The sequence below is a fragment of the Salinimicrobium profundisediminis genome (assembly GCF_026241755.1).
Classification (GTDB): domain Bacteria; phylum Bacteroidota; class Bacteroidia; order Flavobacteriales; family Flavobacteriaceae; genus Salinimicrobium; species Salinimicrobium profundisediminis.
The window spans coordinates 94,004-118,193 of the sequence record NZ_JAPJDA010000007.1; the positions used below are offsets into that span (position 1 = coordinate 94,004).

At 41.5% G+C, this 24,190-nt stretch carries 21 protein-coding genes, 1 other RNA gene and 1 pseudogene; 11 read left to right on the forward strand and 12 right to left on the reverse strand.

Annotated elements, in window-relative coordinates; genetic code table 11:
• Positions 1-42 precede the first annotated feature (42 nt).
• Positions 43-441, forward strand: coding sequence for a bacillithiol system redox-active protein YtxJ (gene ytxJ / locus OQ279_RS05760; protein ID WP_266068893.1), 399 nt, complete (start codon positions 43-45; stop codon positions 439-441).
• Between the two features lie 124 nt (positions 442-565).
• Complete coding sequence (locus tag OQ279_RS05765) at positions 566-766, forward strand: hypothetical protein (protein ID WP_266068894.1); 201 nt, start codon at positions 566-568, stop codon at positions 764-766.
• Between the two features lie 71 nt (positions 767-837).
• Here OQ279_RS05765 and fahA read toward each other — a convergent pair whose 3' ends face one another.
• Positions 838-2,127 (reverse strand): fumarylacetoacetase, encoded by a 1,290-nt coding sequence (gene fahA, locus OQ279_RS05770; RefSeq protein ID WP_266068895.1) that lies wholly within the window; start codon positions 2,125-2,127, stop codon positions 838-840.
• Positions 2,128-2,237: 110 nt separating this feature from the next.
• Between fahA and glyA the strand changes: the two genes are divergently transcribed.
• A complete protein-coding gene (glyA, locus tag OQ279_RS05775) occupies positions 2,238-3,512 on the forward strand; it encodes a serine hydroxymethyltransferase (protein ID WP_266068896.1) in 1,275 nt (424 codons plus the stop codon).
• A 176-nt stretch (positions 3,513-3,688) separates the two neighbouring features.
• Here the strand turns inward: glyA and OQ279_RS05780 are convergent, their stop codons facing one another.
• Positions 3,689-4,099: an acyl-CoA thioesterase gene (locus tag OQ279_RS05780; RefSeq protein ID WP_266068897.1), complete on the reverse strand. Its 411-nt coding sequence runs from the start codon at positions 4,097-4,099 to the stop codon at positions 3,689-3,691.
• Positions 4,099-5,160, reverse strand: coding sequence for a glutaminyl-peptide cyclotransferase (locus OQ279_RS05785; protein WP_266068898.1), 1,062 nt, complete (start codon positions 5,158-5,160; stop codon positions 4,099-4,101). Before OQ279_RS05785 ends, OQ279_RS05780 begins: the two co-directional genes overlap by 1 nt.
• Positions 5,161-5,247: 87 nt before the next feature.
• Here OQ279_RS05785 and ffs point away from each other — a divergent pair.
• The 3 genes from ffs (at position 5,248) to fsa (ending at position 6,914) form a co-directional block, all read left to right on the forward strand.
• Positions 5,248-5,346, forward strand: an RNA gene (gene ffs, locus OQ279_RS05790) — signal recognition particle sRNA small type.
• Between the two features lie 39 nt (positions 5,347-5,385).
• Entirely contained in the window at positions 5,386-6,198 is an 813-nt protein-coding gene (locus OQ279_RS05795; RefSeq protein WP_266068899.1) for an SDR family oxidoreductase, read from the forward strand.
• 62 nt (positions 6,199-6,260) lie between these two features.
• The gene (fsa, locus tag OQ279_RS05800) at positions 6,261-6,914 is read left to right on the forward strand and encodes a fructose-6-phosphate aldolase (RefSeq protein WP_266068900.1); all 654 of its coding nucleotides are present in this window, start codon (positions 6,261-6,263) and stop codon (positions 6,912-6,914) included.
• A gap of 255 nt (positions 6,915-7,169) precedes the next feature.
• On the opposite strand, the gene OQ279_RS05805 is transcribed toward fsa, so the two are convergent.
• Entirely contained in the window at positions 7,170-8,612 is a 1,443-nt protein-coding gene (locus OQ279_RS05805; protein ID WP_266068901.1) for a TlpA family protein disulfide reductase, read from the reverse strand.
• 149 nt (positions 8,613-8,761) lie between these two features.
• Between OQ279_RS05805 and OQ279_RS05810 the strand changes: the two genes are divergently transcribed.
• Positions 8,762-10,387, forward strand: a complete 1,626-nt coding sequence (locus tag OQ279_RS05810) for an ABC-F family ATP-binding cassette domain-containing protein (protein WP_266068944.1) — start codon at positions 8,762-8,764, stop codon at positions 10,385-10,387.
• A 118-nt stretch (positions 10,388-10,505) separates the two neighbouring features.
• Here the strand turns inward: OQ279_RS05810 and OQ279_RS05815 are convergent, their stop codons facing one another.
• The 3 genes from OQ279_RS05815 to OQ279_RS05825 form a co-directional block, all read right to left on the reverse strand.
• Positions 10,506-10,700 carry a hypothetical protein gene (locus tag OQ279_RS05815; protein WP_266068902.1) on the reverse strand — a complete coding sequence of 65 codons (195 nt, stop codon included), beginning with the start codon at positions 10,698-10,700 and terminating at the stop codon, positions 10,506-10,508.
• Positions 10,701-10,704: 4 nt separating this feature from the next.
• Positions 10,705-10,947, reverse strand: coding sequence for a putative signal transducing protein (locus OQ279_RS05820; RefSeq protein WP_266068903.1), 243 nt, complete (start codon positions 10,945-10,947; stop codon positions 10,705-10,707).
• 75 nt (positions 10,948-11,022) lie between these two features.
• Positions 11,023-11,748 carry a hypothetical protein gene (locus OQ279_RS05825; RefSeq protein ID WP_266068904.1) on the reverse strand — a complete coding sequence of 242 codons (726 nt, stop codon included), beginning with the start codon at positions 11,746-11,748 and terminating at the stop codon, positions 11,023-11,025.
• A 198-nt stretch (positions 11,749-11,946) separates the two neighbouring features.
• On the opposite strand from OQ279_RS05825, the gene OQ279_RS05830 reads away from it, so the two are divergent.
• Complete coding sequence (locus OQ279_RS05830; RefSeq protein ID WP_266068905.1) at positions 11,947-12,534, forward strand: DUF4136 domain-containing protein; 588 nt, start codon at positions 11,947-11,949, stop codon at positions 12,532-12,534.
• Positions 12,535-12,642: 108 nt separating this feature from the next.
• Here the strand turns inward: OQ279_RS05830 and pheT are convergent, their stop codons facing one another.
• Both pheT and recG read right to left on the reverse strand, forming a co-directional pair.
• Complete coding sequence (pheT, locus tag OQ279_RS05835) at positions 12,643-15,069, reverse strand: phenylalanine--tRNA ligase subunit beta (protein WP_266068906.1); 2,427 nt, start codon at positions 15,067-15,069, stop codon at positions 12,643-12,645.
• A 168-nt stretch (positions 15,070-15,237) separates the two neighbouring features.
• Positions 15,238-17,343 (reverse strand): ATP-dependent DNA helicase RecG, encoded by a 2,106-nt coding sequence (recG, locus tag OQ279_RS05840; RefSeq protein ID WP_266068907.1) that lies wholly within the window; start codon positions 17,341-17,343, stop codon positions 15,238-15,240.
• A 75-nt stretch (positions 17,344-17,418) separates the two neighbouring features.
• Here recG and OQ279_RS05845 point away from each other — a divergent pair, with 75 nt between their 5' ends.
• Positions 17,419-19,443 (forward strand): M1 family metallopeptidase, encoded by a 2,025-nt coding sequence (locus tag OQ279_RS05845; protein WP_266068908.1) that lies wholly within the window; start codon positions 17,419-17,421, stop codon positions 19,441-19,443.
• Between the two features lie 85 nt (positions 19,444-19,528).
• On the opposite strand, the gene OQ279_RS05850 is transcribed toward OQ279_RS05845, so the two are convergent.
• The 3 genes and pseudogenes from OQ279_RS05850 to OQ279_RS05860 form a co-directional block, all read right to left on the reverse strand.
• Positions 19,529-20,116: a hypothetical protein gene (locus OQ279_RS05850; protein WP_266068909.1), complete on the reverse strand. Its 588-nt coding sequence runs from the start codon at positions 20,114-20,116 to the stop codon at positions 19,529-19,531.
• Positions 20,117-20,561: 445 nt separating this feature from the next.
• Positions 20,562-21,536: a DUF438 domain-containing protein gene (locus OQ279_RS05855; RefSeq protein WP_266068910.1), complete on the reverse strand. Its 975-nt coding sequence runs from the start codon at positions 21,534-21,536 to the stop codon at positions 20,562-20,564.
• Between the two features lie 215 nt (positions 21,537-21,751).
• A pseudogene (locus tag OQ279_RS05860) lies at positions 21,752-22,227 on the reverse strand (glutathione peroxidase).
• 452 nt (positions 22,228-22,679) lie between these two features.
• On the opposite strand from OQ279_RS05860, the gene OQ279_RS05865 reads away from it, so the two are divergent.
• The gene (locus tag OQ279_RS05865; RefSeq protein WP_266068945.1) at positions 22,680-23,924 is read left to right on the forward strand and encodes a peptidase U32 family protein; all 1,245 of its coding nucleotides are present in this window, start codon (positions 22,680-22,682) and stop codon (positions 23,922-23,924) included.
• Positions 23,924-24,154 carry a ferredoxin gene (locus OQ279_RS05870; RefSeq protein WP_266068912.1) on the forward strand — a complete coding sequence of 77 codons (231 nt, stop codon included), beginning with the start codon at positions 23,924-23,926 and terminating at the stop codon, positions 24,152-24,154. Before OQ279_RS05865 ends, OQ279_RS05870 begins: the two co-directional genes overlap by 1 nt.
• The last annotated feature ends 36 nt before the right edge of the window (positions 24,155-24,190 follow it).

Below are 24,190 nucleotides of genomic sequence, written 5' to 3' on the forward strand. Positions count from 1 at the left end.
ATTTTACAGAGTTCAATAAACGTGTAACTAAAGCCTTCAAAAATGGGATTATTTGATAAAGTTTTTAAAAGTGAAAGAGATATCGTGAAGAAAGAGATTGTGGAGGTGCCGTGGCACGCTCTTACTGGAGAGAAGCAACTTGAAGAGATCGAAAAAGAATCTGATTCACAACCTGTAGTGATTTTCAAACATTCTACCCGCTGCGGAATCAGCCGAATGGTATTAAACAATTTTGAGCGAAGTTATGATCTGCCAAAAGATGAAGAAGTAAAACTTTACTTTCTTGATCTCTTAGCCAATCGCGACATTTCTAACGCAGTGGCCAGCCGCTTCGGGGTGAGACATGAAAGTCCGCAAATGATTATCCTTAAGAATAGGGAAGTAGTTCATCATTCCTCACATCAATCTATTGAAGTTCAGAATATAAAAGATCAACTGTAGGTTAATTTTTTCTCAATTATGATCAATGGTAAAATACGGTTAAATATTTTATAATCAATATTTTAAGAGGTGATTTCTAATTATATTTAGAGGTGTTAATCTAAGAACCTTAAAAATTGTAATTATGGAAGAGAGAAGAGGAGATCGCAACCGCGATCACAATGAAGAGCAAAGGCGTCACCAACAGGAAGAAGAAAGAAGGAACCCGGCGCAACAGGCCGCAGGTGACCGTGACAAGCAAAAGCAGGAAGATGCCGAGAGGGAAAGAGACATGAAACGCGATAAAAAACGAGAAGATCGCAATAATAGAGAAGAGCTTATTTAGGATCCTTTTCCAATAAAAAAGAGCCGTAAAATATCAAATTTTACGGCTCTTTTTTATTGGTTGTTGTAGACTTACTTCTTCTTAGGCTCAAAAACAGGAAGCAGCTTTGTGCTTACCTCCCCAAATCCTATCCTGTAGTTGTCTTTTTGGCAAAAACCACGCATAATAACAGTATCGTTATCTTCAATAAAAGTACGGGTGCTGCCGTCAGAAAGTTTTACAGGTTTTTCACCTTTCCATGAAAGTTCAAGCATAGATCCGTATGAGTCGGGAGTGGGGCCTGAAATTGTTCCCGATCCCATCATGTCTCCAGAAAGTACAGGGCAACCGTTCACGGTGTGATGAGCGAGCTGCTGGCTCATGTTCCAGTACATGTGTCTAAAATTGGATTTAGAGACCCGTGTTTCTTCAGCATTCTCGGGCTTTATGAATACTTCAAGTTCTATATCAAAACTCCTTTTACCTGTAGATTGAAGGTAAGGCAATAGTTTCTTTTCAGGTTTTGGGCTTTTCACCCTAAAAGGTTCAAGCGCATCTAAAGTGACGATCCACGGGGAAATGGCAGAAGCAAAATTCTTGGCAAGAAAAGGTCCTAAAGGCACATATTCCCAGGTTTGAATATCGCGTGCACTCCAGTCATTAAAAAGTACAAGTCCAAAAATGTAATCTTCGGCTTCATCTATTGGTATGGGTTCCCCAAGGTGGTTGGCATCGGTAGTGATAAAAGCCATTTCCAGTTCAAAATCCACTCTTTTTGAGGGCCCGAATACAGGCTCATCGGCATCCTTAGGTTTGGTTTGTCCTTGTGGGCGGTGAATAGGAATGCCACTGGGAACTATAGAAGAACTTCTCCCATGGTAACCTACCGGAATGTGAAGCCAGTTGGGCAGCAATGCATTATCTGGATCACGAAACATGGTACCCACATTGGTAGCGTGCTCTTTACTGGAATAAAAATCGGTATAATCGCCTACCTGTACAGGCATTTGCATTTCAATCTCATCCAGGGTAAAGAGAACAACCTGCCGGTGTTCTTCATTATCGCGAAGGCTTTCATTGCTGGTGTCAAAAATTTCAGCAATACGATTCCTTACAAGTCTCCAGGTTTTTTTTCCGTCAGAAATGAAATCGTTCAGGGTATCCTGTAGAAAAATATCGTCAGTAAGGGGGATACCTTCAAAATAACCCAACTGGTGCAGGGCACCCAGGTCTATTGCGGTATCTCCTATACGAGTTCCTATGGTGATGATATCATCTCTTGTAAGAAAAACTCCAAAGGGGATGTTTTGTATGGGAAAATCAGAGTTTTCGGGTACTTCCAGCCAGGTTTTTCGTGTAGGGTCGTTAGCTGTAATGGACATAATAAATGTTGGTATTTTGTTAAAATCAATTCGAACCAAATATATTATTTTCTTACTAAGAACCGAATGTATTTGCTATTTTTGAGTATTATTTAACGTAAAAAATGCATATGCAACGGGATAACGAATTATTTGATTTAATTGACGCAGAAAAGGAGAGGCAACTTAATGGTTTAGAGTTAATTGCCAGTGAAAATTTTGTAAGTGAACAGGTACTCGAAGCTGCCGGTTCTGTACTTACCAATAAATACGCCGAAGGTTACCCGGGTAAAAGGTATTACGGTGGGTGTGATGTGGTAGATGAGGTTGAAAATTTGGCGATCGATAGATTAAAAGAACTTTTTAATGCCGAATATGCGAACGTGCAGCCGCATTCTGGATCTCAGGCTAATACTGCTGTTTTTCACGCCTGTATGAAACCCGGTGATAAATTCCTTGGTTTTGACCTTTCCCACGGCGGACATTTAACTCACGGTTCTCCCGTAAATTTCTCCGGAAAACTTTACAACCCTGTATTTTATGGTGTAGATAAAGAAACCGGGCTTATAGATTATGATGAAGTTCAAAAAATAGCTGAAAAAGAGCAACCCAAAATGATCATTGCCGGTGCCTCGGCATATTCAAGGGAAATCGACTACAAGCGCTTTAGAGAGATTGCCGACAGTGTGGGTGCCATACTTTTTGCAGATATCGCACACCCGGCAGGTCTCATTGCTAAAGGTTTGCTCAGCGACCCAATTCCTCATTGCCACATCGTTTCCTCAACCACTCATAAAACTTTGCGCGGGCCTCGCGGCGGAATTATTATGATGGGGAAAGATTTTGACAATCCTTTTGGCGAAACTCTTAAGAACGGAAGCCCTAAAAAAATGTCTATGCTGCTTAACAGCGGTGTATTCCCCGGAAACCAGGGTGGGCCTTTAGAGCATATCATTGCAGCAAAGGCTGTGGCTTTTGGTGAGGCCCTTACCGATGAATTCCTTCATTATACAGTACAGGTGAAGAAAAATGCCAAACGTATGGCTGAAGCATTTATGAAAAAAGATTACCAGGTGATCTCGGGTGGGACAGACAATCACATGATGCTTATAGACCTGCGCAATAAAGATATCTCAGGAAAAGAAGCCGAAGAAGCTCTTGGAAAAGCCGATATCACCGTGAACAAAAACATGGTGCCTTTTGACGATAAATCCCCTTTTGTAACTTCAGGAATACGTATTGGTACCCCGGCGGTAACCACCCGCGGACTCAAAGAAGCCGATATGGATACTATTGTTGACCTTATTGATCGCGTGATCACTAATTATCAGGATGACGAGAAGCTTGAAGCGGTGAGACAGGACGTGATTAACCTTATGCAGGGAAGACCTCTCTTTCAAATGTAAGAGTAAGCTATCAAATTAAATATAACGCTGCCTTAGGTCTCAAAAATGGGATTTTTAGGCAGCGTTTTTTATTTCTGAAGTTTTATTAATTCTGCGGAAGTGTAGGTTGGGGATAGATAAATATCAGGGCCTCATTTGCTTCCGAAGGTGTCGTGAAAAGCTGAAATTTGAGTGTTTTATTCTCTTTTATGGAAAACGTTACGTAGTTCTTCGGTGATTTTGGTGGGTTTTTTCGAATGGGCGTCCAGCAGGCACCACATAGATTTTGCCGCAACTAAAACGTCACCGTTTTTGGCACTTTTGATGTTTACAAACCTTTCAGAAGTGACAAAAGTGGTCTCTCCCACATAGGTTTCTATAATAAGGTCATCTCCCAAAAATGCCTGTTTTTTGTAGTCTATTTCGTGGCGAATCACCACCCAGATAAAGTTTTCTTTAAGCTCATCTGTAGCTCTAACTTCCCAGTGCTCTTTTGCGATATCCTGTATCCACTGCACGTAACGTACATTGTTCACGTGGTTGAGGTCATCCAAATCTTCTTCGGAAACCGTTCTTTTATGTGTGTATGTTTCTGCAGGTACTACCATTAGTTCTCAATTATTTTTACTTCAAAAAGTGTATCCCAGTCTTTTCCGGTAACGTAAAGTTTCTTGCTCCCGGGGTCATATGCAATGCCGTTGAGCACATCATTTACCGGGTCAAGATCGGCAGTGTTGCCCAGTTGGTCGCGTAAACCAGAGAAGTTGATCACTCCTTCTATAGCGCCATTCTTCGGATTAATTATTGCAACCCCATCTTTTTGATAGGTGTTGGCATAGATCTTTCCATCTACCCATTCCAGCTCATTGAGTTGCGTGGCAATGGTGCGATTGGTTACCGTTTGAATATAATCTGTCTCTGGTAGGGAAGGAGAAGCGGGGTCTAAAAACCATATTTTCTCGGTACCATCACTTTTATATAGTATGCTACCGTCATTTGCAAGTCCCCAACCTTCTTTACTTTTTTCATAATTAAACTCTCCGGTCTTCTTGAAAGTCTCTACGTCATAAATAAAACCGACTCCTTCTTTCCAGGTGAGTTGATAGATCTTACTATTAAGTATGGTAATGCCTTCAGCAAAATATTGAGAAGGAATGTTAATTTTTCTTTGAACTTCACCCGTCGTGAGATCTACCAGCCTTAGAGAAGAACTTCCATAGTGGCCGGTACTTTCATAGAGTTTATTTTCAAAGAATTCCAGTCCCTGGGTGTAAGCATCGGCCTGGTGCGGATATTTATTGATGATCTCGTAAGTATAGGTAACAGGGGCAGCGTCATTAAAAAGGGTAATTTCCTGTTGCTTTTCAACCACTTCACCATTATTATATATACGAGCATTTAGCTGCCACTTGCCCAGTTTTTCTCCATCAAAAGTGTGGTTAAGGGATTCTCCCCCTACAGTTTTTGCTAATCTTTGTTCTCCCAGAAAGTAAATCACAGAATCTTTTTCTCCGTTTACCTGCGCCTGCAGGCTTTCGCCAAGCTTAAATTCCTTCTTGTTTTCTTCTATTTTTAAAGAATAATTATTTTCTGATTCATTGGAGTCACTTCCGCAGGAATGCAAGATTACACCCAATGCCATCAAAAAGAGAGGATTATATACCTTCATGTTTCACAGTAATTTTTATGGAAGCTAATTTAAAGAATTCAGCTTAAAAATTACTTGCAAAAAACATGAAAGGTTGTATATTTGCCCCGGCAAGTCCCACACAACCAGCTCCTGCTGAATCCCCCAGGGCGGGAACGCAGCAAGGGTAAGCGGTCGTAGCGGTGTGATGTGGGTAGCTTGCCATTTTTTGTTTCCAATAGTCTCGATTTATTGCATCTTTGCAGCATGACAGAAACAGCTTCAAAAGTGGTGCTCGTAACAGGAGCATCTTCAGGAATTGGAAAAGCCATTGCCAATTTTCTTCAATCAAAGAATTATATCGTTTTTGGAACCAGCCGTAATCCGTCGGGGCGGGATTCTGCCTTTCCTCTGGTCGCGCTCGATGTTACCAAACCCGAAACCATTATCGCTGCCGTGGCTGAAGTTATTGCTTCCGCAGGAAAAATTGATGTACTTATCAATAATGCCGGGGTTGGTATTACCGGCCCCATTGAAGAAACACCCGATGAGGAAATAAAAAAGGCTTTTGATACCAATTATTTTGGGCCTATTAATGTCATTAAGGCCGTACTGCCTCAAATGCGGAAAAATAATTCGGGACTTATAATAAATGTAACTTCCATCGCCGGATATATGGGGTTGCCTTACCGCGGAATATATTCGGCTTCAAAAGGAGCGCTGGAGATCACTACCGAAGCTTTTAGAATGGAGCTGAAGGATTCAAATATCAAAATGACCAATATAGCCCCGGGAGATTTTGCCACTAACATTGCGGCGGGAAGGTATCATGCGCCGGTAATAGCAGGATCTCCTTATGAAAAGCCTTACGGGAACACGCTTAAGATCATGAATGAGCATGTAGACCAGGGTAAAGATCCCAATATGATGGCCAAAGTGATCTACAGCATACTTCAGGAAAAAGATCCAAAAATACATTACAAGGTAGGGGAGCCGCTGCAAAAGTTCTCTATTGCTTTAAAGCGCATACTGCCCGATAAATTGTATGAGCGCCTACTCTTAAAACATTATAAGTTGTAGTTTTGCAGAAGGTTGAAAAATGGCATTTTTCAGCAGTATTTAATCATTTATAACAACACACTATGAAATTTTTTATCGACACAGCAAACCTTGACCAGATAAGGGAAGCCCAGGACCTTGGGGTCCTTGACGGAGTGACTACTAACCCTTCTCTTATGGCTAAAGAAGGTATCACCGGGAAAGACAACATCATTGCCCATTACAAGAAAATTTGTGAGATCACTACCGGAGATGTTAGTGCCGAAGTGATTGCGACCGATTTTGAGAATATTGTAAAAGAAGGAGAGGAACTTGCCGCTTTGCACGATCAAATTATTGTGAAAGTGCCTATGATCAAAGACGGTATTAAAGCCATCAAATACTTTAGCGATAAAGGAATAAAAACAAACTGTACTTTGGTATTTTCGGCAGGTCAGGCGCTTTTGGCAGCCAAAGCCGGGGCAACTTATGTTTCGCCTTTTATCGGGAGACTTGATGATATCTCAACAGATGGTTTGAACCTTATCATGGAGATCCGCCAAATATATGATAACTACGGGTTTGAAACCGAAATTCTTGCAGCTTCGGTGAGGCACACCATGCACGTAATTGATTGCGCTAAAATAGGTGCCGATGTAATGACCGGGCCACTTTCGGCGATCACAGGTTTATTAAACCACCCACTTACTGATATTGGTCTTGAGAAATTCCTTGCCGATCATAAAAAAGGGAACTAAGGTTCCAAAAATGACATTTTTTAAAGCCTTTTTTCTTCGGAAGAAAGGCTTTTTAATGGAGAGCATTTTGAGGAGCCAGGATTAAAATTTGGATGAAGATAGATTGTTATTTTACGTTTTTACTACTGAAGCATCTATTAAAAAAAAATCTTTAAGCACATATTGCTGAAGGATTTTGAGAGAATACTAACGGGTTGGGAAAATTCAGGTTCCAAAAATGGCATTTTTGACAACTTCTTCTTCGGAAAAATTTTTTTAGTTGAGGAAGGCCAGAAGCCTAGATTCAAATTCGGGTGAAGAGAGGTACACGTCGCCCACTTCTACTACTGAAGCATCGTTCACAAATAACATTTTAGTGAGGAAATACTGAAAAGCTTCCTTGTGGATCCTGGCGGGCGCCAGCTGAAATTCGGTTGCCGGGTCGTAGCCATTTTGTCTTACAGCAACTCTCCAGGCGGGTTCTTCAGAAAGATCGAGATTGATGCCTATAAAATCTACTTCGGGATATTTTTTTCGGTAAAGATCTATTACCTGGTGTTCATTCTGGTAACTTTCATCATAAACAGACCAAAGAAATATCACGGTGGGCCTTCTAATGATATCCTGTGTAGTGACGAGCTCCCCCTCCATATTGAGCAGGGGGACTGCTGCCAGTGAGGTGCCGGGAAGGTAGGCCAGTTGTACCGTGGCCAGGTTTTCCAGTTTTTCAAGATTTTCATCAGGGAAGTTAAGGGCCTCAAGTTCGTCGAGAATCGAAACTATATTCTCCTTGTTTTCTGCCATGATGATACCTCTTACGGCAATTTTTTCCAGTAGCTGTTCCCTTATCTTTGGCACCCTAATAAGTTCGCCGGCTTTGCGAAGGCGGGCTTTTACATTGGCAACATCGGTAAGGTTGTAACAATCGGCCCCGTCTAAATTACTATCGGCACACCAGGCCAGGGAATAGTTAATAAGATAGTTCTCCAGTAGCCTTTTATAACCGGGGCTGCACTGAATATTAACACAGTTAAAATCGATTTCTTCTCTGTAATCGTGAAAATTGGCTGGGAATTGTCGGGAGTAGTCACGATAGTATTTGTTTACGAGATAAGTGTAACGCTCCCTGAGATCATAATTCTCATAATTGATGATCTCCCTTGCCAGCTGGTTGAATTCTTCTGAAAAATTTTTCTTTTCGGAAATTGCGGCCAGGTAATTTATTCGATCCTGCCTTATAGAATCGGCTTTTTCAAGAAAAACAGGGGGGGTGTACTTATGAAAGTTGAGCAGGAGTTGGGAGTTGTTCTCGTCTTTTAAGAACATTTCAGCCATAAAATTGTTCTTCGCATTGCCTTTTCCGCTGAAGTGGAGGGATTCATCAAAGGCTAAAGTATTGGCTCTTAGCAGCAGGCTGTCTCCCCGAGAAATATAAATATTCTGAGTTTCGGGCTTATGTTGAAGTATATACAGGCCTTCCTTTGCATTCTCGATTTTGTAGTTAAATCTATTATTTTCATCGAGCGTAACCGTATCAAGAACTTCCCCCTGGTGTTTAACGACCACATATTCTAAGGTAGGATTAATAATCTCACCTCCAATATAAGCATATGAAGGACTGGAAGTTAAATTGTTACAGCTGGAAATAAAAAAGCTGAGGCCCAGTAAAACCAGTGCTGGTAAGGCATCATGTAAAATATGTAAACTATTGCTTTTCAAAATTTTTGGGGGACAAATAGCGGATAGCAAATGTAGACCCGAAGCAACAACAGCGATGTTAACTCCTCGTTAAATAGAGAATTATAAAAGTTAATGTTTTAAGGGATAAGCTTAAATAGCTACTTTTGCAAAAATTTAGAAAAGACTATATGTTATCAGTTTCAAATTTATCTGTTCAGTTTGGGAAAAGAGTGTTGTTTGATGAAGTGAACACCACCTTTACCCAGGGCAACTGTTATGGAATTATTGGTGCCAATGGTGCCGGAAAATCTACTTTCTTAAATATCCTTAGCGGGAAGTCAGAACCTACTTCGGGCCACGTACACCTGGAGCCGGGAAAAAGAATGTCTGTTCTCGAGCAAAACCATAACCTTTATGACGAATACCCTGTATTGGAAACCGTCATTATGGGAAATAAGCCTCTCTATAACATCAAAAAAGAGATGGACGAGATCTACGCCAAAGAAGATTTTGGGGATGCCGATGGGGAAAGAGTAGGAGTGCTACAGGTTGAATTTGAGGAAATGAATGGCTGGAACGCCGATAGTGAGGCTGCTGCCCTGCTTTCTAACCTTGGTATAAAAGAAGATAGCCACTACACGCTTATGGGCGATCTTGATAACAAACTTAAGGTTAGGGTACTTTTGGCGCAGGCACTTTTTGGTAATCCTGATGTATTGATCATGGATGAGCCAACAAACGACCTGGATTATGAAACAATAAACTGGCTTGAAAACTTTCTTGCCAACTATGAAAATACAGTGATAGTAGTATCTCACGACCGTCACTTCCTGGATTCTGTTTGTACCCACGTTTCTGATATCGACTTCGGAAAGATCAACCATTACAGTGGTAACTATACTTTTTGGTATGAGTCTTCACAGTTGGCAGCACGCCAGCGGTCTCAGCAGAACAAGAAAGCTGAAGAAAAGAAAAAGGAACTTGAAGAATTTATTCGTCGCTTCAGCGCCAACGTGGCAAAATCTAAGCAGGCTACTTCCAGGAAGAAGATGATCGCAAAACTTAATATTGACGATATTAAGCCTTCAAGCCGAAGGTATCCTGCGATTATTTTTGAAAGAGAAAGAGAAGCCGGGGATCAAATTCTAAATGTAGAAGGCCTTGAGGCTTCTATTGAAGGGGAAACGCTATTTAAAGACGTGAATATTAATCTTGCGAAAGGAGATAAAGTAGTGGTGTATTCAAAAGATTCACGAGCTACTACAGCTTTCTACGAGATACTTAATGAAAAGGAAAAAGCCGTATCGGGTAAATTCAGTTGGGGAATTACTACCAACCAGTCTTACCTGCCCTTAGATAACTCCGAATATTTTGACAATGACCTTACTCTGGTTGACTGGTTGCGCCAATGGGCTAAAACCGAAGAGGAAAGGGAAGAAGTTCATATCCGCGGATTCCTTGGCAAGATGATCTTTAGCGGTGAAGAAGCTTTAAAAACAGCCCGGGTGCTCTCTGGAGGTGAAAAAGTGCGTTGTATGTTAAGCCGAATGATGATGATGAGGGCGAACGTACTTATGCTCGATGAGCCTACCAACCACCTAGACCTGGAATCTATTACGGCATTCAACAATTCCCTTAAGAACTTTAAGGGTACTGTGATGTTTACCACTCACGATCATGAATTTGCACAGACAGTTGCAAACAGGGTAATTGAATTAACTCCTAACGGGGCTATAGATCGTTACCTTACTTTTGATGAGTACATGAGCGATCCTAAGATCAAGGAACAAAGGGATAAAATGTATTCTAAGTAATATAAAAAATAAGAGGCTGTCTAAAAAAGCTTTACATCTATGTGATGCTATTCTAAATTGCATCACCCTGCTTAATGAGAAGTAGGATAAATGGTGTGAATTTTTAGACAGTCTTTTTTTATGCTTCTTTGTCTTTCCAGAAGAACTTGTACAGGTCAAAACCTCCAAGAACAATAAAGCCTATGGCAATGATTATCCTGAAGGTGGTATACTCTGCACCTGTAAGAAAGGTGTATATGCGGTAGCCTCCATAGCCCAGGAAAGCAAGACCCACAACCAGGTTGAAATAATTTTTTCGGGGAGCAGCAGTCATTTAATTAATCACTATCAGGAAAGGTTTCATTAGTGATGCGCAGGGCCTTTTCATAATCCTTTGATCTGGCGAAGAGCAAAACCTGTCCGGGTAAACCACCACCAAAGCCGGCTCTTAATCCGGAATCAAAATCATTTCGTACCCGGGTAGCGATCCCTTCTTCTTCAAGTAAGTTCTGCAGGTGTTGCACATTTACTTCACTCCCGGTATAAACTCTTTTGTATTCTTGTTGTTCTTCGTCGCTCATATAATGTTATTTTCCTATAAATTTAAGAATAGGCAAATGACTTCAGGAGTATTTAATTTGAGTTTAACATTTGTATCAGGCATTATAGAATTTGCTGTTCCAGTTTCCCGAACTAAAATTTTTTCCGAGGCTAATTCCGTAGAAAAATATCAGCGCAACCATAGATTTAAAACAGTACATGTAAATAATAAGGAATTGCGAAGTCTCCCTGAACTGAGAGAAGAAAAGTTCCCTGACTCCAAAAGAGAGCAAAAAGCTGGAGAGGAAACAAAAGATCAACAGGTTTTCAAGATTTTTAAGCGGCCACATCAATAGTTTTCTCAAAGGGTGCATATCGGTACCCCATTTGTGGAGAAGATAGTAGTACCCGTTGCCTAATGGCGCAAAGAGCATAGGATCATCGGCATTTTCAAGCCTGAAATATTTGGCAGGGGCAACTATTTTAAAACCTTGCAGAGAAATTCTGTGTTTCTTTTCCACTTCCTTAACTGCGCTTACCGCTTCAGCAGGTAGATCTCCTTTAAAAAATTTGGTGTCGAGAAAGCGGAGCCTAAAATCTACACAGATCTTTTTAATCTGGTTTTCATGAAAGATCTTTTCAGTTTGCAGTAAATCGAATACCAATGGGTTTGAAATTGATTCTTCGGCGCTCCCTTCAGCAATTTTACGCAGGATCTCTTCTTCTGAATTTTCCTCTCTTTTCAGGATCTTCTTTACTTCCTCCAGCACTTCCTGTTCTTTCATCTCCTTCCGGCGCAGCAGCTCCATCTCCCTCTGAAGGTTTGTTCTCTCTAGCAGCATTTTCTTTTCCGTTTAGCAGCTAAAAATAGCGAATAACAGCAAAACATGCAAAAAATCGCATTTTTGGCTATGTTTTAAGGAATCCTACTGTTAAATTTAAGAGGTGATGGTTAAATTCATTTTAAACCTGCAGTTCTATTTATCCATTAGTAATAGATGCGCTAAATTGAGGATAACGAACTTTAAAACCCTCAAAAAATGAAAATTTTTAGACACTTTTTAAGCCTGAGTATCCTGGCAGGAATCCTCCTGGTTGGTTGCGGGCCCAAAGTAGATACCAACAAAAGAACGGCAAAGAGCTTAAACAGTTATGAGAGCTATGCCTTCTTACCCAACCAGGATACTATACAAACTTCTGTTTATGACAATGCGCAGGTGAATGAAATAGTTATAGATGAAATTCGGCAGAATATGCAGGACCTAAATTACAGGCTAGATCGCAATCAACCCGATCTCCTGGTGTATTATCACCTAATGTTAGACGAAGAAATGGCGGTGAATGCAAATCCTGTTTACACCAACTACAGTTATTACCGTCCCGGATTTTACGTAGGGCCATACTATAGAAATTATGCTTATAATAACTATTTCACCGTTCCCAGAATTGCAGGAAATAGTGTACAGCAAGTACCATATAAAGAAGGTACCATAGTGATTGACCTTATTGACCGTCGTACCAATGAGATTGTATGGAGAGGAAAAGCCGAAGATGTTGTTTCTCCCGCCAATCTTAGTGAAGAATTAAGGACTTACGTAAATGCCATTTTTGACAGGTTACCAAAGTAAACCTTGAGTAAACCTGAATGCTGATTGGAAACAGTATTTAAAAAATTGCAAAGAAAAAGGCTGTTCCCCGAACAGCCTTTTTTCTTTATCTGGGCTAAAGCCCTGCTTTTATCTAAGCTCTGCACCCAATTGCTTTTCAAGGTTTTGTTGCAGCTTGCCCATTATTTTATCAATTTGTTTATCGGTAAGGGTTTTTCTTTCATCCTGCAGGATAAAACTCACTGCATAACTCTTCTTTCCTTCCGGAAGGTTAGCCCCTTCGTACACGTCAAAAAGATTTACTTCCTTAAGAAGGTCTTTTTCAGTTTTAAAGGCTATGTCGTAGATCTGTTCAAATTTCACAGCGTCATCAAGCAAGAGGGCAAAATCTCTTCTCACCGCCTGAAACTTGGAAATATCCCTGAATTTGTTCTGTTGGTCTTTAGAAGTTTCTACCACCATATCCCAGTTGAAATCGGCATAAAGCACTTCCTGGTTTATGTCGAAATTTTTGAGGATCTTTCTTTTGATCACTCCAAATTCTACCAGTCTCACATTATTAAAGCTGAAAGAAATTCCTTCAGAAAAAACGTCATTTTTGACAGGTGAGGTTTTAAGGTCTCTTATACCCAGTCTTTCCAAAACTGAAGTCACTATTCCTTTAAGGTAGAAAAATTCCCCTTTTTGAACAGCATTGGTCCAGGTTTCTCTGTTCCTGTTACCCGAAATGAAGATAGAAAGGTGTTTCTTTTCTTCCCGGCCGCTGTTGTAGTTGTGATAGGTCTTTCCGAATTCAAAGAACTTAAGATCGGCTCTTTTGCGGTTCAGGTTGTAGCTCACTGCCTCAAGGCCCGAGAACAATAACGACTGCCGCAGCACAGAAAGATCCTGGCTAAGCGGGTTAAGCATTTTTACCACATGTTCTTCCTTCAACTGCTCACTAAGGCCCAGGTGGGAAGGAGTAGTAAGTGAATTGGCCATGGTTTCAAAGAATCCCTGCCCTACAAGCTGTCCGGCAATTAAATTCTGAAGTTTATAATCTTCAAACCTCGTGGAATTGGCGACAGAGGCATTGATCTTATCTCCAAATTCAATATTGTTGTAACCATAAACCCTTAGGATCTCTTCAATAACATCGGCCTCTCGTTTTACGTCTACACGGTATGGCGGTATGGTAAGGCCCATTCCGGTTTCGGTAACGTTGTTCACTCGTATTTCGAGCGAAGCAAGAATAGATTTGATGGTTTCTTTAGACAGGTTTTGCCCAACAAGAGAATTGATCTTTTCAAAAGTGAGGAAAACAGGGAAGTCTTCAACCTTTTTTGGGTAGTAGTCGTCAATATCACTTGAAACACTTCCTCCGGCCAGCTCCTGAATGAGCAATACTGCACGTTTAAGAGCATATTCGGTTATGTTGGGATCAATACCTCTTTCATATCTAAAGGAAGCATCGGTATTTAAACCATGGCGTTTGGCTGTTTTTCGAACAGTTACAGGATTGAAATAGGCACTCTCAATAAAGAGATTGTTGGTTCCCGATGTTACCCCACTGCTAATTCCGCCAAACACACCGGCTATAGCCAGTGGCTTTTCGGCATCACATATCATAAGGTCTTCTTCATGCAGCTCTCTTTCAACTTCATCTAGCGTAGTGAATTTTGTTCCTGCCTCTAATGTCTGCACAATGATCTCATTTCCTGAGATCCTGTCGGCATCAAAAGCGTGCAGGGGCTGGCCTAGCTCATGCATCACGTAATTGGTCACATCTACAACATTGTTCTTTGGAGCGATTCCAATTGCTTTAAGCCTGTTTTGCAACCATTTTGGGGATTCTGATATTTCTACCCCTGTAATGGTCACTCCGCAATAACGGGGTGCCAGTTCGGGCTTGACAATTTTCACCGGAATCCTTCGGCTGCGGCTGTCAATATGAAAACTACTTACCGAAGGGGTAATTAGCTCCTGGGGTTCTCCCTGTTGTTGTAGCCCCGCTTTAAGATCGCGCGCTACTCCCCAGTGGCTCATAGCGTCGGCACGGTTTGGAGTTAAACCTATTTCGAACACATGGTCGTCTTCAACTTCAAAAAGACTGGCTGCCGGGGTGCCCACTTCAATACTGGAATCGAGTACCATTATGCCGTCATGGCTTTGTCCCAGACCCAGTTCATCTTCGGCACAAATCATCCCGTGACTGCTTTCGCCTCTTATTTTACTTTTCTTGATTTCCCAGGGAGAACCTTTTTCATCGTAAAGGGTAGTGCCTACTGTTGCCACCGGTACTTTTTGTCCTGCTGCTACATTAGGTGCCCCACAAACAATTTGAACCGGTTCGCCATTACCCAAATCTACAGTGGTAACTTTAAGCCTGTCGGCGTTGGGATGGGGTTCGCAGGTAAGTACTTCTCCTACCACTATGCCCCTAAGGCTCCCTTTTACACTTTGAAATTCATGAATACCTTCTACTTCAAGGCCCAGATCTGTGAGCAGTTCTCCTGTTTCTTCAGGATTACGATTAACTTTTATGAATTGTCTAAGCCAGTTATATGAAATCTTCATTGAACAAATTTTTCGAGCTGCAAAGATAGTATTACCATTGATTTTGACATAATAAAAAAGGGAAGAGCAGCAATGTCAACTATAAAAGACTAATTTCTGAAAAACAAAGCTGTTTCAGGATTGCTGTAACGCCCTGAAGTATTCATCTAAAAGAAGATAAATTTATGTTTAACTGATGTAATTCCAGATATTCTTCTCCTTTATAAGCTGAGAGTAGGTGTAATTAACGATCTTATTCTTCTCAAGTTCCAGGCCTGGATCTTCTTTTAGAAGTTGCAATGCGTAATGCCGGGCAGTTTTGAGGATATCATTATCCTTTACAATATCTGCGATCTTTAAGTTGAGCACACCACTTTGCTGGGTTCCCATAAGATCGCCCGGGCCGCGGAGTTTGAGATCTACTTCAGCAATTTCAAATCCGTCGGCAGTGCGTACCATGGTTTCAAGGCGGGTCTTGCTGTCGTTAGAAAGTTTATGACCGGTCATAAGGATACAAAAACTCTGTTCGGCACCACGGCCCACGCGGCCTCTTAGCTGGTGTAGCTGGGAAAGTCCAAACCGCTCTGCACTTTCTATGATCATCACACTGGCATTGGGCACATTTACACCCACTTCAATTACTGTAGTGGCTACCATGATCTGCGTTTCGCCTTTTACAAACCTGTCCATTTCATAATCTTTATCGGCAGGTTTCATTTGCCCGTGTAAAATGGAGATCTGGAACTCGGGCATGGGAAATTCGCGGGCTATACTTTCATAACCGTCCATAAGATCTTTGTAATCCATGGTTTCCGATTCCTGGATGAGCGGATACACAATATAAATTTGTCTTCCTTTTCTAATTTCATCCCGAATAAAAGCAAAAACCTTCAGCCTGTTGCTGTCATAGCGGTGTACAGTCTTGATTACTTTCCTGCCTGGGGGCAATTCGTCAATTACAGAAATATCAAGGTCTCCATAGAGGCTCATCGCGAGCGTTCGCGGTATTGGGGTGGCGGTCATTACCAGCACGTGGGGCGGCAGGTGGTTCTTTTTCCAGAGCCTTGCTCTTTGTGCAACACCAAACCTATGCTGCTCATCAATAATGGCCAGGCCTAGATTTTGAAATTGAACTTTTTCCTCGAGCAGCGCATGGGTGCCAATAAGTAGATGTAATTCTCCACTTTCTAAAGCGGCATGGATTTCTTTTCTTTCTGAAGTCTTTGTTGAACCGGTGAGTAGTTTAACCTTGATCCCCAGATTAGTAACAAGTTCTGATATCCCGTTAAAATGCTGGGTAGCCAGAATTTCGGTGGGGGCCATTAAGCAGGCCTGGAATCCATTATCCAGTGCCAGCAGCACGCTCATCAAAGCGACAATTGTTTTTCCCGATCCCACATCTCCCTGCAGCAAACGGTTCATTTGGGCACCGGTGCCCAGGTCTTTTCGAATCTCTTTGATTACTCTTTTTTGTGCGTTGGTGAGTTCAAAAGGAAGGTGCTTTTCATAAAACTCGCTGAAATGGGAACCCACTTCTTCAAAAGGAAAACCTTTGATCTTTTTCTTCCTTATCAGGTTCTTGATCAACAGCTGAATTTGTATGTAAAAAAGCTCTTCAAACTTTAAACGGAACTGTGCCTTTGCCAGTAATTCCTGGCTCTTCGGAAAATGAGCATTAAAAAGTGCCTCGGCTTTGGGTAATAAATGAAGTTCCTCTATAATGTCCTGCGGAAGTGGATCAACAAATTTATTGCCGCTCTCCAAAAAAAGTTGCTGTACGCAGCGGCTAAAAACCCTGTTGGTAATGCCCGATTTTCCTAATCTTTCTGTAGAAGGGTACACAGGTTGCATGGCGGTGCGCAGGTTCTTTTTATAATCTTCAACCAGCTCCATCTCGGGGTGTGGCATGCTAAAAAGGCCATTGTACCAGGAAGTTTTTCCAAAGATCACATAGGGAGTGTTGAGCTTCAGGTTTTCACGAATCCATTTTTGACCGCGAAACCATACCAGCTCCATCTTTCCGCTGTCATCAACAAAATCGGCTACCAGGCGTTTTCCTTTCTTTTGTTCCACTGTTCGCAGGTGTACGATTTTTCCCACGATTTGCACTTCCGAAGAATTCCTTTCCAGCTGGGCAATTTTGTAAAATCGGGTTTTATCGAGGTAGCGGTTTGGAAAAAAGTTAAGCAAGTCACCATAAGTGTTCACCCCAATCTCCTTCCGCAGAATTTCGGCCCGGTTTGGGCCTATGCCTTTTAGATAGTCAATGGGAGTATGCAGCAGTGGTGGATTCATGGAAACGAAGATAAAAAAAAGCCTTTTAGGAAGGTAAGTTTTTACAGGTTTGAGCAGGTAGTGTATATTTGAACAATGAAAAGCTCCTTTTTACTTGTTCTGGCGATATTAATTAGCACTGCGACCTGCGCACAGCATTCGGCGGCAGTAGATTTCAAAAAACTCAATGCCGAAATAAGTATTTACCCCTCAAAAAAGGCAGTTTCGGGAAAAATTATGTTCAAATTTGACATTTTAGAGGCTGTAGATTCGATCTTTATTGATGCCCGAAAAATGGCATTTTCGGATGTGCTTCTGAATGGTAAAAAAGTTAACTTCGGAAGTGATCAAAATAAATTCTGGATCACCGGAAATTTTTCTCCCGCACAAGATCAGCAACTTCAGCTGAAGTATTCGGCTACACCCGGTCAAACCCTTTATTTTATTTCGAAGAAACCCGAAGCAGCAGGGCAGCAGGATTACCAGGTATGGACGCAGGGCCAGGGAAAATACACTTCTAACTGGCTACCAAGCTTTGATGATACTTCAGAAAAACTGGAATTTGACCTCACGTACATCTATCCTTCCGGGAAAATGCTGATCTCTAATGGAAGTTTAGTGGCTTCAGAAAAGATCAATGACACGCTTACGCGCTGGGAATTTGATATGATGAACCCAATGAGCAGCTATCTTGTTGCGATGGCAGCTGGAGATTTTAAAGAGGTGAGGCATATTGAAAATGATATTCCCATGATCTTTTATTATCCCGAAGGCATGGAAGAGAGGGTGGAGCCCACCTACAGGCATACCGGTTTTATGATGGATTTTTTTCAGAAGGAAACCGGCGTGGCATATCCATGGCAGAATTACAAACAGATTCCTGTCCGTGATTTTTTATACTCCGGAATGGAGAACACCGGTACAACCATTTTTTCAGACATTTTTCTTGTAGATTCTATAGGCTATCACGACCAGAATTATGTGAATGTGAATGCTCATGAGCTGGCCCATCAATGGTTTGGAAATCTTGTAACGGCTGCTTTTCATGAAGATCACTGGCTGCAGGAAGGTTTTGCGACCTATTATGCTTTACTTGCCGAAAAGGAAATTTTTGGGGAAGACTACTATTACCGGAAACTCTTTAAAACCGCTGAAGAGCTAAAGGAATTAAGTGACAGGGGCAAGGGGGAAGCCGTAGCTGCCAAAAATGGCAGTTCTCTTACATATTACCAGAAAGGGGCGTGGGCTTTGCACATTTTGAACGAGAAAATAGGAAAGACTGCTTTTGACACGGGGGTAAAGAATTTTCTTGAAAAGCATAAATATTCAACCGCCACCACTCAAGATCTCATAGATGAAATGGAAGCTGCCAGTGGGCAGGACCTTTCGGGTTTTGTAAATGACTGGCTGAAGCAATCGGCTTTCCAGGGAACACAGGCGCTGGAATCTTTGAGAAAATCTCCTTTTATTCAGAAGTACCTTGCATTGGCTGCGGTCAAACCACTACCTGTTTCAGAAAAAAGGAATTTGTTACTGCAGGTACTCAGTTTTCCGGTAAACGATTATCTGGGGCAGGAAGCGGTACTGCAGCTGGCTCTGGAAGATACTACGCTGGTAAGTGACCTTTATAAAAAGGCATTTTCAAGCGGAAATCTTTATACCAGGCAGGCCATAGCTTTTACATTACAAAACGTGCCACAGCAACTAAAACCGGAATATGAATCTCTGCTGAATGATGCGTCTTACCTCACCCAGGAAATGACGCTCTACAACCTGTGGATGTCTTTTCCCGAAGACAGAGCGGCTTACCTGCGAAAAATGGCAAATACAGAAGGCTTTCTTGACAAGAACATCAGGACCCTTTGGCTAACGCTGGCCCTCGCTACTCCGGGATTTGAAATGGCTTCTAAAAACAAATATATTGAAGAACTGAGAAGTTATACGGCTCCTCATTCCCGTTTCCAGGTGCGGGAAAGAGCGTTTGGTTTCCTGTACCAGTTAAATGCTTTTGATGAGCAGAGTTTAGCCAACCTCAAAGATGCCACCACTCACCCAAACTACAGGTTCAGGGAATTTGCCAAAGAGCTGCTCAAAACTTTACAGGAAGCAGAAGGTCTGTAGTTTATAGTCTGTAGTTTATAGTCTGTAGTTGGTATTCTGTAGACCTTAAACCTTAAACCTTAAACCTTGAACTTTGAACCTTGAACTAATTTTTTGGCGGAGTGATCATGATATGAGCGCGATGGGTACCGGGATCCATGATCCAGGGCATACCCGGGGCGAATGGTTTTTCGGGTAGTCCTGTAGATTCGGCTGTGGCATAGGGAATATAGATCACATACCTGAAGTGCCCGTCGGTGAGCTCTCCGGTTGCCGCATTGTAGTTTTCTTCACTACCGGTAAGGATCGTGGTCATTGCCGGGGAATCGGTTAAAGACAGGGAACCGGCTTCAGCTTCTCTTTTTCTTGTTTCCCGCTTTTCCATTTCCCCTGTTCCCTGGGCAGCAAGTTCCCTGCCGCGGGCCATAAATGGTTCCAGTTTGTTGGAATAACAAGACACATTAATTCCATTTTGAGCTGGGTCATCGGCCAGGCATACCAGGTGATTTGTGCCCTCACGTAAAACGATCATTTCTCCCTGTTCATTAAAGCCATAGACCATTGCACCGTCACGAAGTTCTTCGGGTGCTGCAAGCGTTGCAGTCTTTATCTGGATCTCTGCCGGCAGCACTTTTGTCTGCGCATTTAAAATGGATGTGAAAAGCAGGGATAGAATGAACAGGAAAGATTTCATAACTCATGTTTTGAAAATGAAGAACTTAAAGATAACAAAAAGAAGTAAAGCCCCCTGCCAACTTTCGGGAAAAGAGGAATAAGTTACAGTCTTAAAATGCTGTAATAAATAGATTTTTAGTAATCAGGGTATCCTATGAATGAAGATTTCAAAAAAAAATAGATAGTTAAGAAGCAGTTAAGAAAAACTGCTTTAAAATTATTCAAAGAAGTTTTGATAATCTCTGGAGCCAGTCTGGAGATTGTTAATTTCTTTAATATTTTTTCTAATCTTCAATCGCTGCTTTCGGTTATTTATCAGTAGGAGGATAAGTAATAAAATAACTATTCCGGCAATACCAGTAAGAAAGTATTCCATAATTGTTTCTAAGTTATGACTGTAAAGCTAACTTAAAAAATGCATAAAGCCTTCATGGAAATTCTTAAAATATTGTTATTCAGCCCTATTAATTCCAGTCCAGCAATCTTTGCTCGCCATCAATTTTTTTAATATCGGTGATATCCTGAGACATTTCAATAACCCCTCGATATGTTTTTTGAGCGTCACGTACCGCAAAGTACCTAATGTAAATTAGCCTGCCTTTAAAGTTTATCCAGAAGGAGGCTTCATTTTTATTCCCTTTTTTAAACTCTTCCAGAATTTTTAATACCGTACCTACACTTTTTGGAGGGTGGCAAAATTTTACTTCCCTGCCTATAATTCCGGCGCTTCGCGGAAATACACGTTCTTCACCACGATTATAAAAGATCACTTTATCATTTTCATCAACATAAGTAAGATCGAGAGGCATGGTCTTTAACAGCAGGTTCACCTGGTCTACGGTCATATAGCCCTCGTCATAATGGGAGGCGTTTTCAGTATCAAAAGAAAGTTCCCTTTTGGTATGGTCCTGTGAGGGGTGAATGTATTCCTCTTCCTCTGTTTCAGGATATTTTGGAGGATGGGAGGGAAGCATCCATCCAATTTCTTCTTCACCTTTCCGCACGTTTTTCCAGTCTTCTTCGGTAAGTAAGCTGAGAGCGTTCGGGAAAAGCACATTTTCTTCAACCAGCAGGAGCCTGAAAATACTGCTTACCAGATACTGCGCATCCCGGGAAACTTCAGCAAATTCCCTGGCTTCAATCTTTTTTCTAAGCAGCCGGAATTGCTCTCGAATAGTGTCGTGAAAAGACCACATATTTTTGGAAGGCCCTGTCCAGCCTTTTTGTTCAAGTACCGGGAAAAGCTGATTCTCTTTCCGCTCAAAACGCCGCTTTATCTGCTGAAGCTGATTAAAGATGTTGTAGAATTTCTGACCTTCGGCTTCGGAACTTGTGTCCATTAGCTCCTGACCTAACTTCTGTATCAATTCTTTTTCTTCGGAATATATAGTAACGGGATGCCCCTTTGGTAATGCTGAAATTTCTGTGCTTGCGCTCATGATCCATCAATTTTCAGCAAAGAAAACGGATAAAATTGTCCTGATTTATGACCCAGGTCACATGAAGAATTTATTCCGAAGATTTCGTCATGAAGTTTCATGATTTTAATGAGTCAGGTAAACACAAGAGGCGTCAAAAATGCCATTTTTGACGCCTCTTGTGTTCTGATCTTACCTGGATCTTGGTTTAAAACTCTAAAAAGCCAAGGCTGAGATTAGAGCAATTTCTTGATGTCTTTTTCCAGGCTCGAGGGTTTTGTGGTGGGCGCAAATCTTTTGACAGGTTTGCCGTCGCGATCAATCAGGAATTTTGTGAAGTTCCATTTGATCTTGCTGCCCAAGATGCTTCCGAGTTCTTTCTTGAGGTACTTGAAAAGAGGATGTGCATTGTCGCCGTTCACATCTATTTTAGAGAACATTGGGAAAGTGACCCCGTAATTCACCACACAGCCTTCAGCAATCGATTTTCGTCGCCCGGTTCCTGTTTTCCGAATTGATTGCAGGGAAAGCCAAGAATTTCGAGCCCTTGATCCCGGTAATTCTTATAGAACGCTTCAAGACCTTCAAATTGCGGGGTAAGGCCGCATTCTGAGGCAGTATTTACTATCAGTACCACTTTTCCTTTATACTGTTCCATGAAAACATCATTAGCCTGTAAATCTTTTGCGGTGAAATTGTAAAACTGACTCATAAAAATACCTTTTTGTAAAGGTAAGAGATTTAGCCTTAGCTAAAAAAGACTGTGAAACCCTTTCGTATAAAGATCAACATGTTGTGAATGCGTAAAGCAACAAATCAGGGCATTCTTTAGTAGATTTTGGCAGGAACCTATTGAGTAGAGTAGAAATGATTATAAAAAACGAAACCCGATAGTTTGAATTTCTTCAGGGACAATCGGGAATAAGATAATACAAATATAATCTATATTGTTTTTAACAATTAGGTTATAGTCTCTCCAACAACGCTTCCTATTGATTTAATAGGCAATCAGGTATGCCCGTTCAACTATTTTATGAGATATTATTTCTCCCCGGAATAAGATGACCAGAATCATATTTTCTTTTCAAAAATGACATTTTCTTTGCCACATAATTCTGCCGGGTGGAACAATCTGCTGCGGCTACTATTTATTGGAGAAAGCTCATGAACAAGAATTCAGGAAAAATGGAATTAATGGCACCTGCGGGAAATTTTGAATCCCTTCAGGCTGCTTTAGATAACGGTGCAGATGCTATTTATTTTGGCGTAGATCAACTCAACATGAGGGCCAGGGCTTCTATAAATTTCACCATGGACGATCTACCCGAGATCGTGAAAAGATGTGAAGAGAAAGGCGTGCGCAGCTATCTTACCTTAAATACCATTGTTTATGATCATGACCTTTCCCTGATTAAAAACCTGCTTTCCGCAGCAAAATCGGCGGGAATTACGGCCGTGATTGCCAGTGACCAGGCAGTGATCTCTTCGGCTCGAAGTATGGGTATTGATGTGCATATTTCAACGCAACTCAATATTACTAATATTGAAACCGTAAAGTTTTACAGTCTTTTTGCTGAAACTATGGTGCTTTCGCGGGAACTGAGTTTGAGACAGGTTAAGAAGATCACCGAAGAGATCCAAAAAGAGCAAATTAAAGGCCCTTCCGGGGAACTCGTAAAGGTGGAGATCTTTGGGCATGGTGCATTATGTATGGCTGTTTCGGGGAAGTGTTATTTGAGCCTGCATTCGCATAACTCTTCAGCCAATCGCGGCGCTTGTAAGCAAAACTGCCGGAAGAAATACACGGTTATTGATCAGGAATCTGGTTTTGAAATTGAGATCGATAATGAATATATGATGTCTCCAAAAGACTTGTGTACTATCAACTTTTTGGATGAAGTGAAAGATTCTGGGGTGCAGATTCTTAAGATTGAAGGCCGGGGCCGGGCTCCGGAATATGTGGCTACAGTAACAAAAGCTTATCGTGAAGCCATAGATTCGTTGAATGACGATACTTTTTCCGAAGAAAAGGTGGCAGATTGGATGGAGCGGCTAAGTACCGTTTACAACCGCGGATTTTGGAGCGGGTATTACCTGGGCCAAAAAATGGGGGAATGGAGCAAAACTTCAGGTTCACAGGCTACACAAAAGAAAGTGTATGTGGGCAAGGGAGTACATTACTTTCCAAAAGCCGGAATTGCCGAGTTCAAAATTGAAGCTTACGACATTAAAAAAGGAGACAAAATACTGGTTACGGGACCCAGTACCGGTGCACAGGAATTTGAGCTGGAAGAAATGTTTGTGAACGATCTGCTTTCAGAAAAAGCCGGAAAAGGTGACAGCTGTACTATTAAAGTTCCATTTAGGGTGAGGCTTTCAGATAAGCTCTATAAAATGGTAGAGGCTTAATGGTTATAGTCACACTGCAACGGAATAAGTGCATTGGCTGCAATTACTGTGTAGAACTTGCGCCGGGGCAATTCCAGATGTCCAAAAAAGATGGAAAAAGCGTCCTGCTGAAGTCGAATGACCGCAAAGGTTTCCATACACTGAAATCTGCAGATCATTCTATTCAGGAACCTTGCGAGGCAGCTGCAAAAGCCTGCCCAGTAAAGATTATTTCAGTAAAAGAGAGATAAGAAAAAAGGCTGTCTAAAAAGTCATTTTACGCTACC

Bases quoted from the DNA above. Each gene is read 5' to 3' on its own strand.
- ytxJ (WP_266068893.1), top strand. From the start codon at position 43: ATGGGATTATTTGATAAAGTTTTTAAAAGTGAAAGAGATATCGTGAAG.
- OQ279_RS05765 (WP_266068894.1), top strand. From the start codon at position 566: ATGGAAGAGAGAAGAGGAGATCGCAACCGCGATCACAATGAAGAGCAA.
- fahA (WP_266068895.1), bottom strand. From the start codon at position 2,127: ATGTCCATTACAGCTAACGACCCTACACGAAAAACCTGGCTGGAAGTA.
- glyA (WP_266068896.1), top strand. From the start codon at position 2,238: ATGCAACGGGATAACGAATTATTTGATTTAATTGACGCAGAAAAGGAG.
- OQ279_RS05780 (WP_266068897.1), bottom strand. From the start codon at position 4,099: ATGGTAGTACCTGCAGAAACATACACACATAAAAGAACGGTTTCCGAA.
- OQ279_RS05785 (WP_266068898.1), bottom strand. From the start codon at position 5,160: ATGAAGGTATATAATCCTCTCTTTTTGATGGCATTGGGTGTAATCTTG.
- OQ279_RS05795 (WP_266068899.1), top strand. From the start codon at position 5,386: ATGACAGAAACAGCTTCAAAAGTGGTGCTCGTAACAGGAGCATCTTCA.
- fsa (WP_266068900.1), top strand. From the start codon at position 6,261: ATGAAATTTTTTATCGACACAGCAAACCTTGACCAGATAAGGGAAGCC.
- OQ279_RS05810 (WP_266068944.1), top strand. From the start codon at position 8,762: ATGTTATCAGTTTCAAATTTATCTGTTCAGTTTGGGAAAAGAGTGTTG.
- OQ279_RS05815 (WP_266068902.1), bottom strand. From the start codon at position 10,700: ATGACTGCTGCTCCCCGAAAAAATTATTTCAACCTGGTTGTGGGTCTT.
- OQ279_RS05820 (WP_266068903.1), bottom strand. From the start codon at position 10,947: ATGAGCGACGAAGAACAACAAGAATACAAAAGAGTTTATACCGGGAGT.
- OQ279_RS05825 (WP_266068904.1), bottom strand. From the start codon at position 11,748: ATGCTGCTAGAGAGAACAAACCTTCAGAGGGAGATGGAGCTGCTGCGC.
- OQ279_RS05830 (WP_266068905.1), top strand. From the start codon at position 11,947: ATGAAAATTTTTAGACACTTTTTAAGCCTGAGTATCCTGGCAGGAATC.
- pheT (WP_266068906.1), bottom strand. From the start codon at position 15,069: ATGAAGATTTCATATAACTGGCTTAGACAATTCATAAAAGTTAATCGT.
- recG (WP_266068907.1), bottom strand. From the start codon at position 17,343: ATGAATCCACCACTGCTGCATACTCCCATTGACTATCTAAAAGGCATA.
- OQ279_RS05845 (WP_266068908.1), top strand. From the start codon at position 17,419: ATGAAAAGCTCCTTTTTACTTGTTCTGGCGATATTAATTAGCACTGCG.
- OQ279_RS05850 (WP_266068909.1), bottom strand. From the start codon at position 20,116: ATGAAATCTTTCCTGTTCATTCTATCCCTGCTTTTCACATCCATTTTA.
- OQ279_RS05855 (WP_266068910.1), bottom strand. From the start codon at position 21,536: ATGAGCGCAAGCACAGAAATTTCAGCATTACCAAAGGGGCATCCCGTT.
- OQ279_RS05865 (WP_266068945.1), top strand. From the start codon at position 22,680: ATGAACAAGAATTCAGGAAAAATGGAATTAATGGCACCTGCGGGAAAT.
- OQ279_RS05870 (WP_266068912.1), top strand. From the start codon at position 23,924: ATGGTTATAGTCACACTGCAACGGAATAAGTGCATTGGCTGCAATTAC.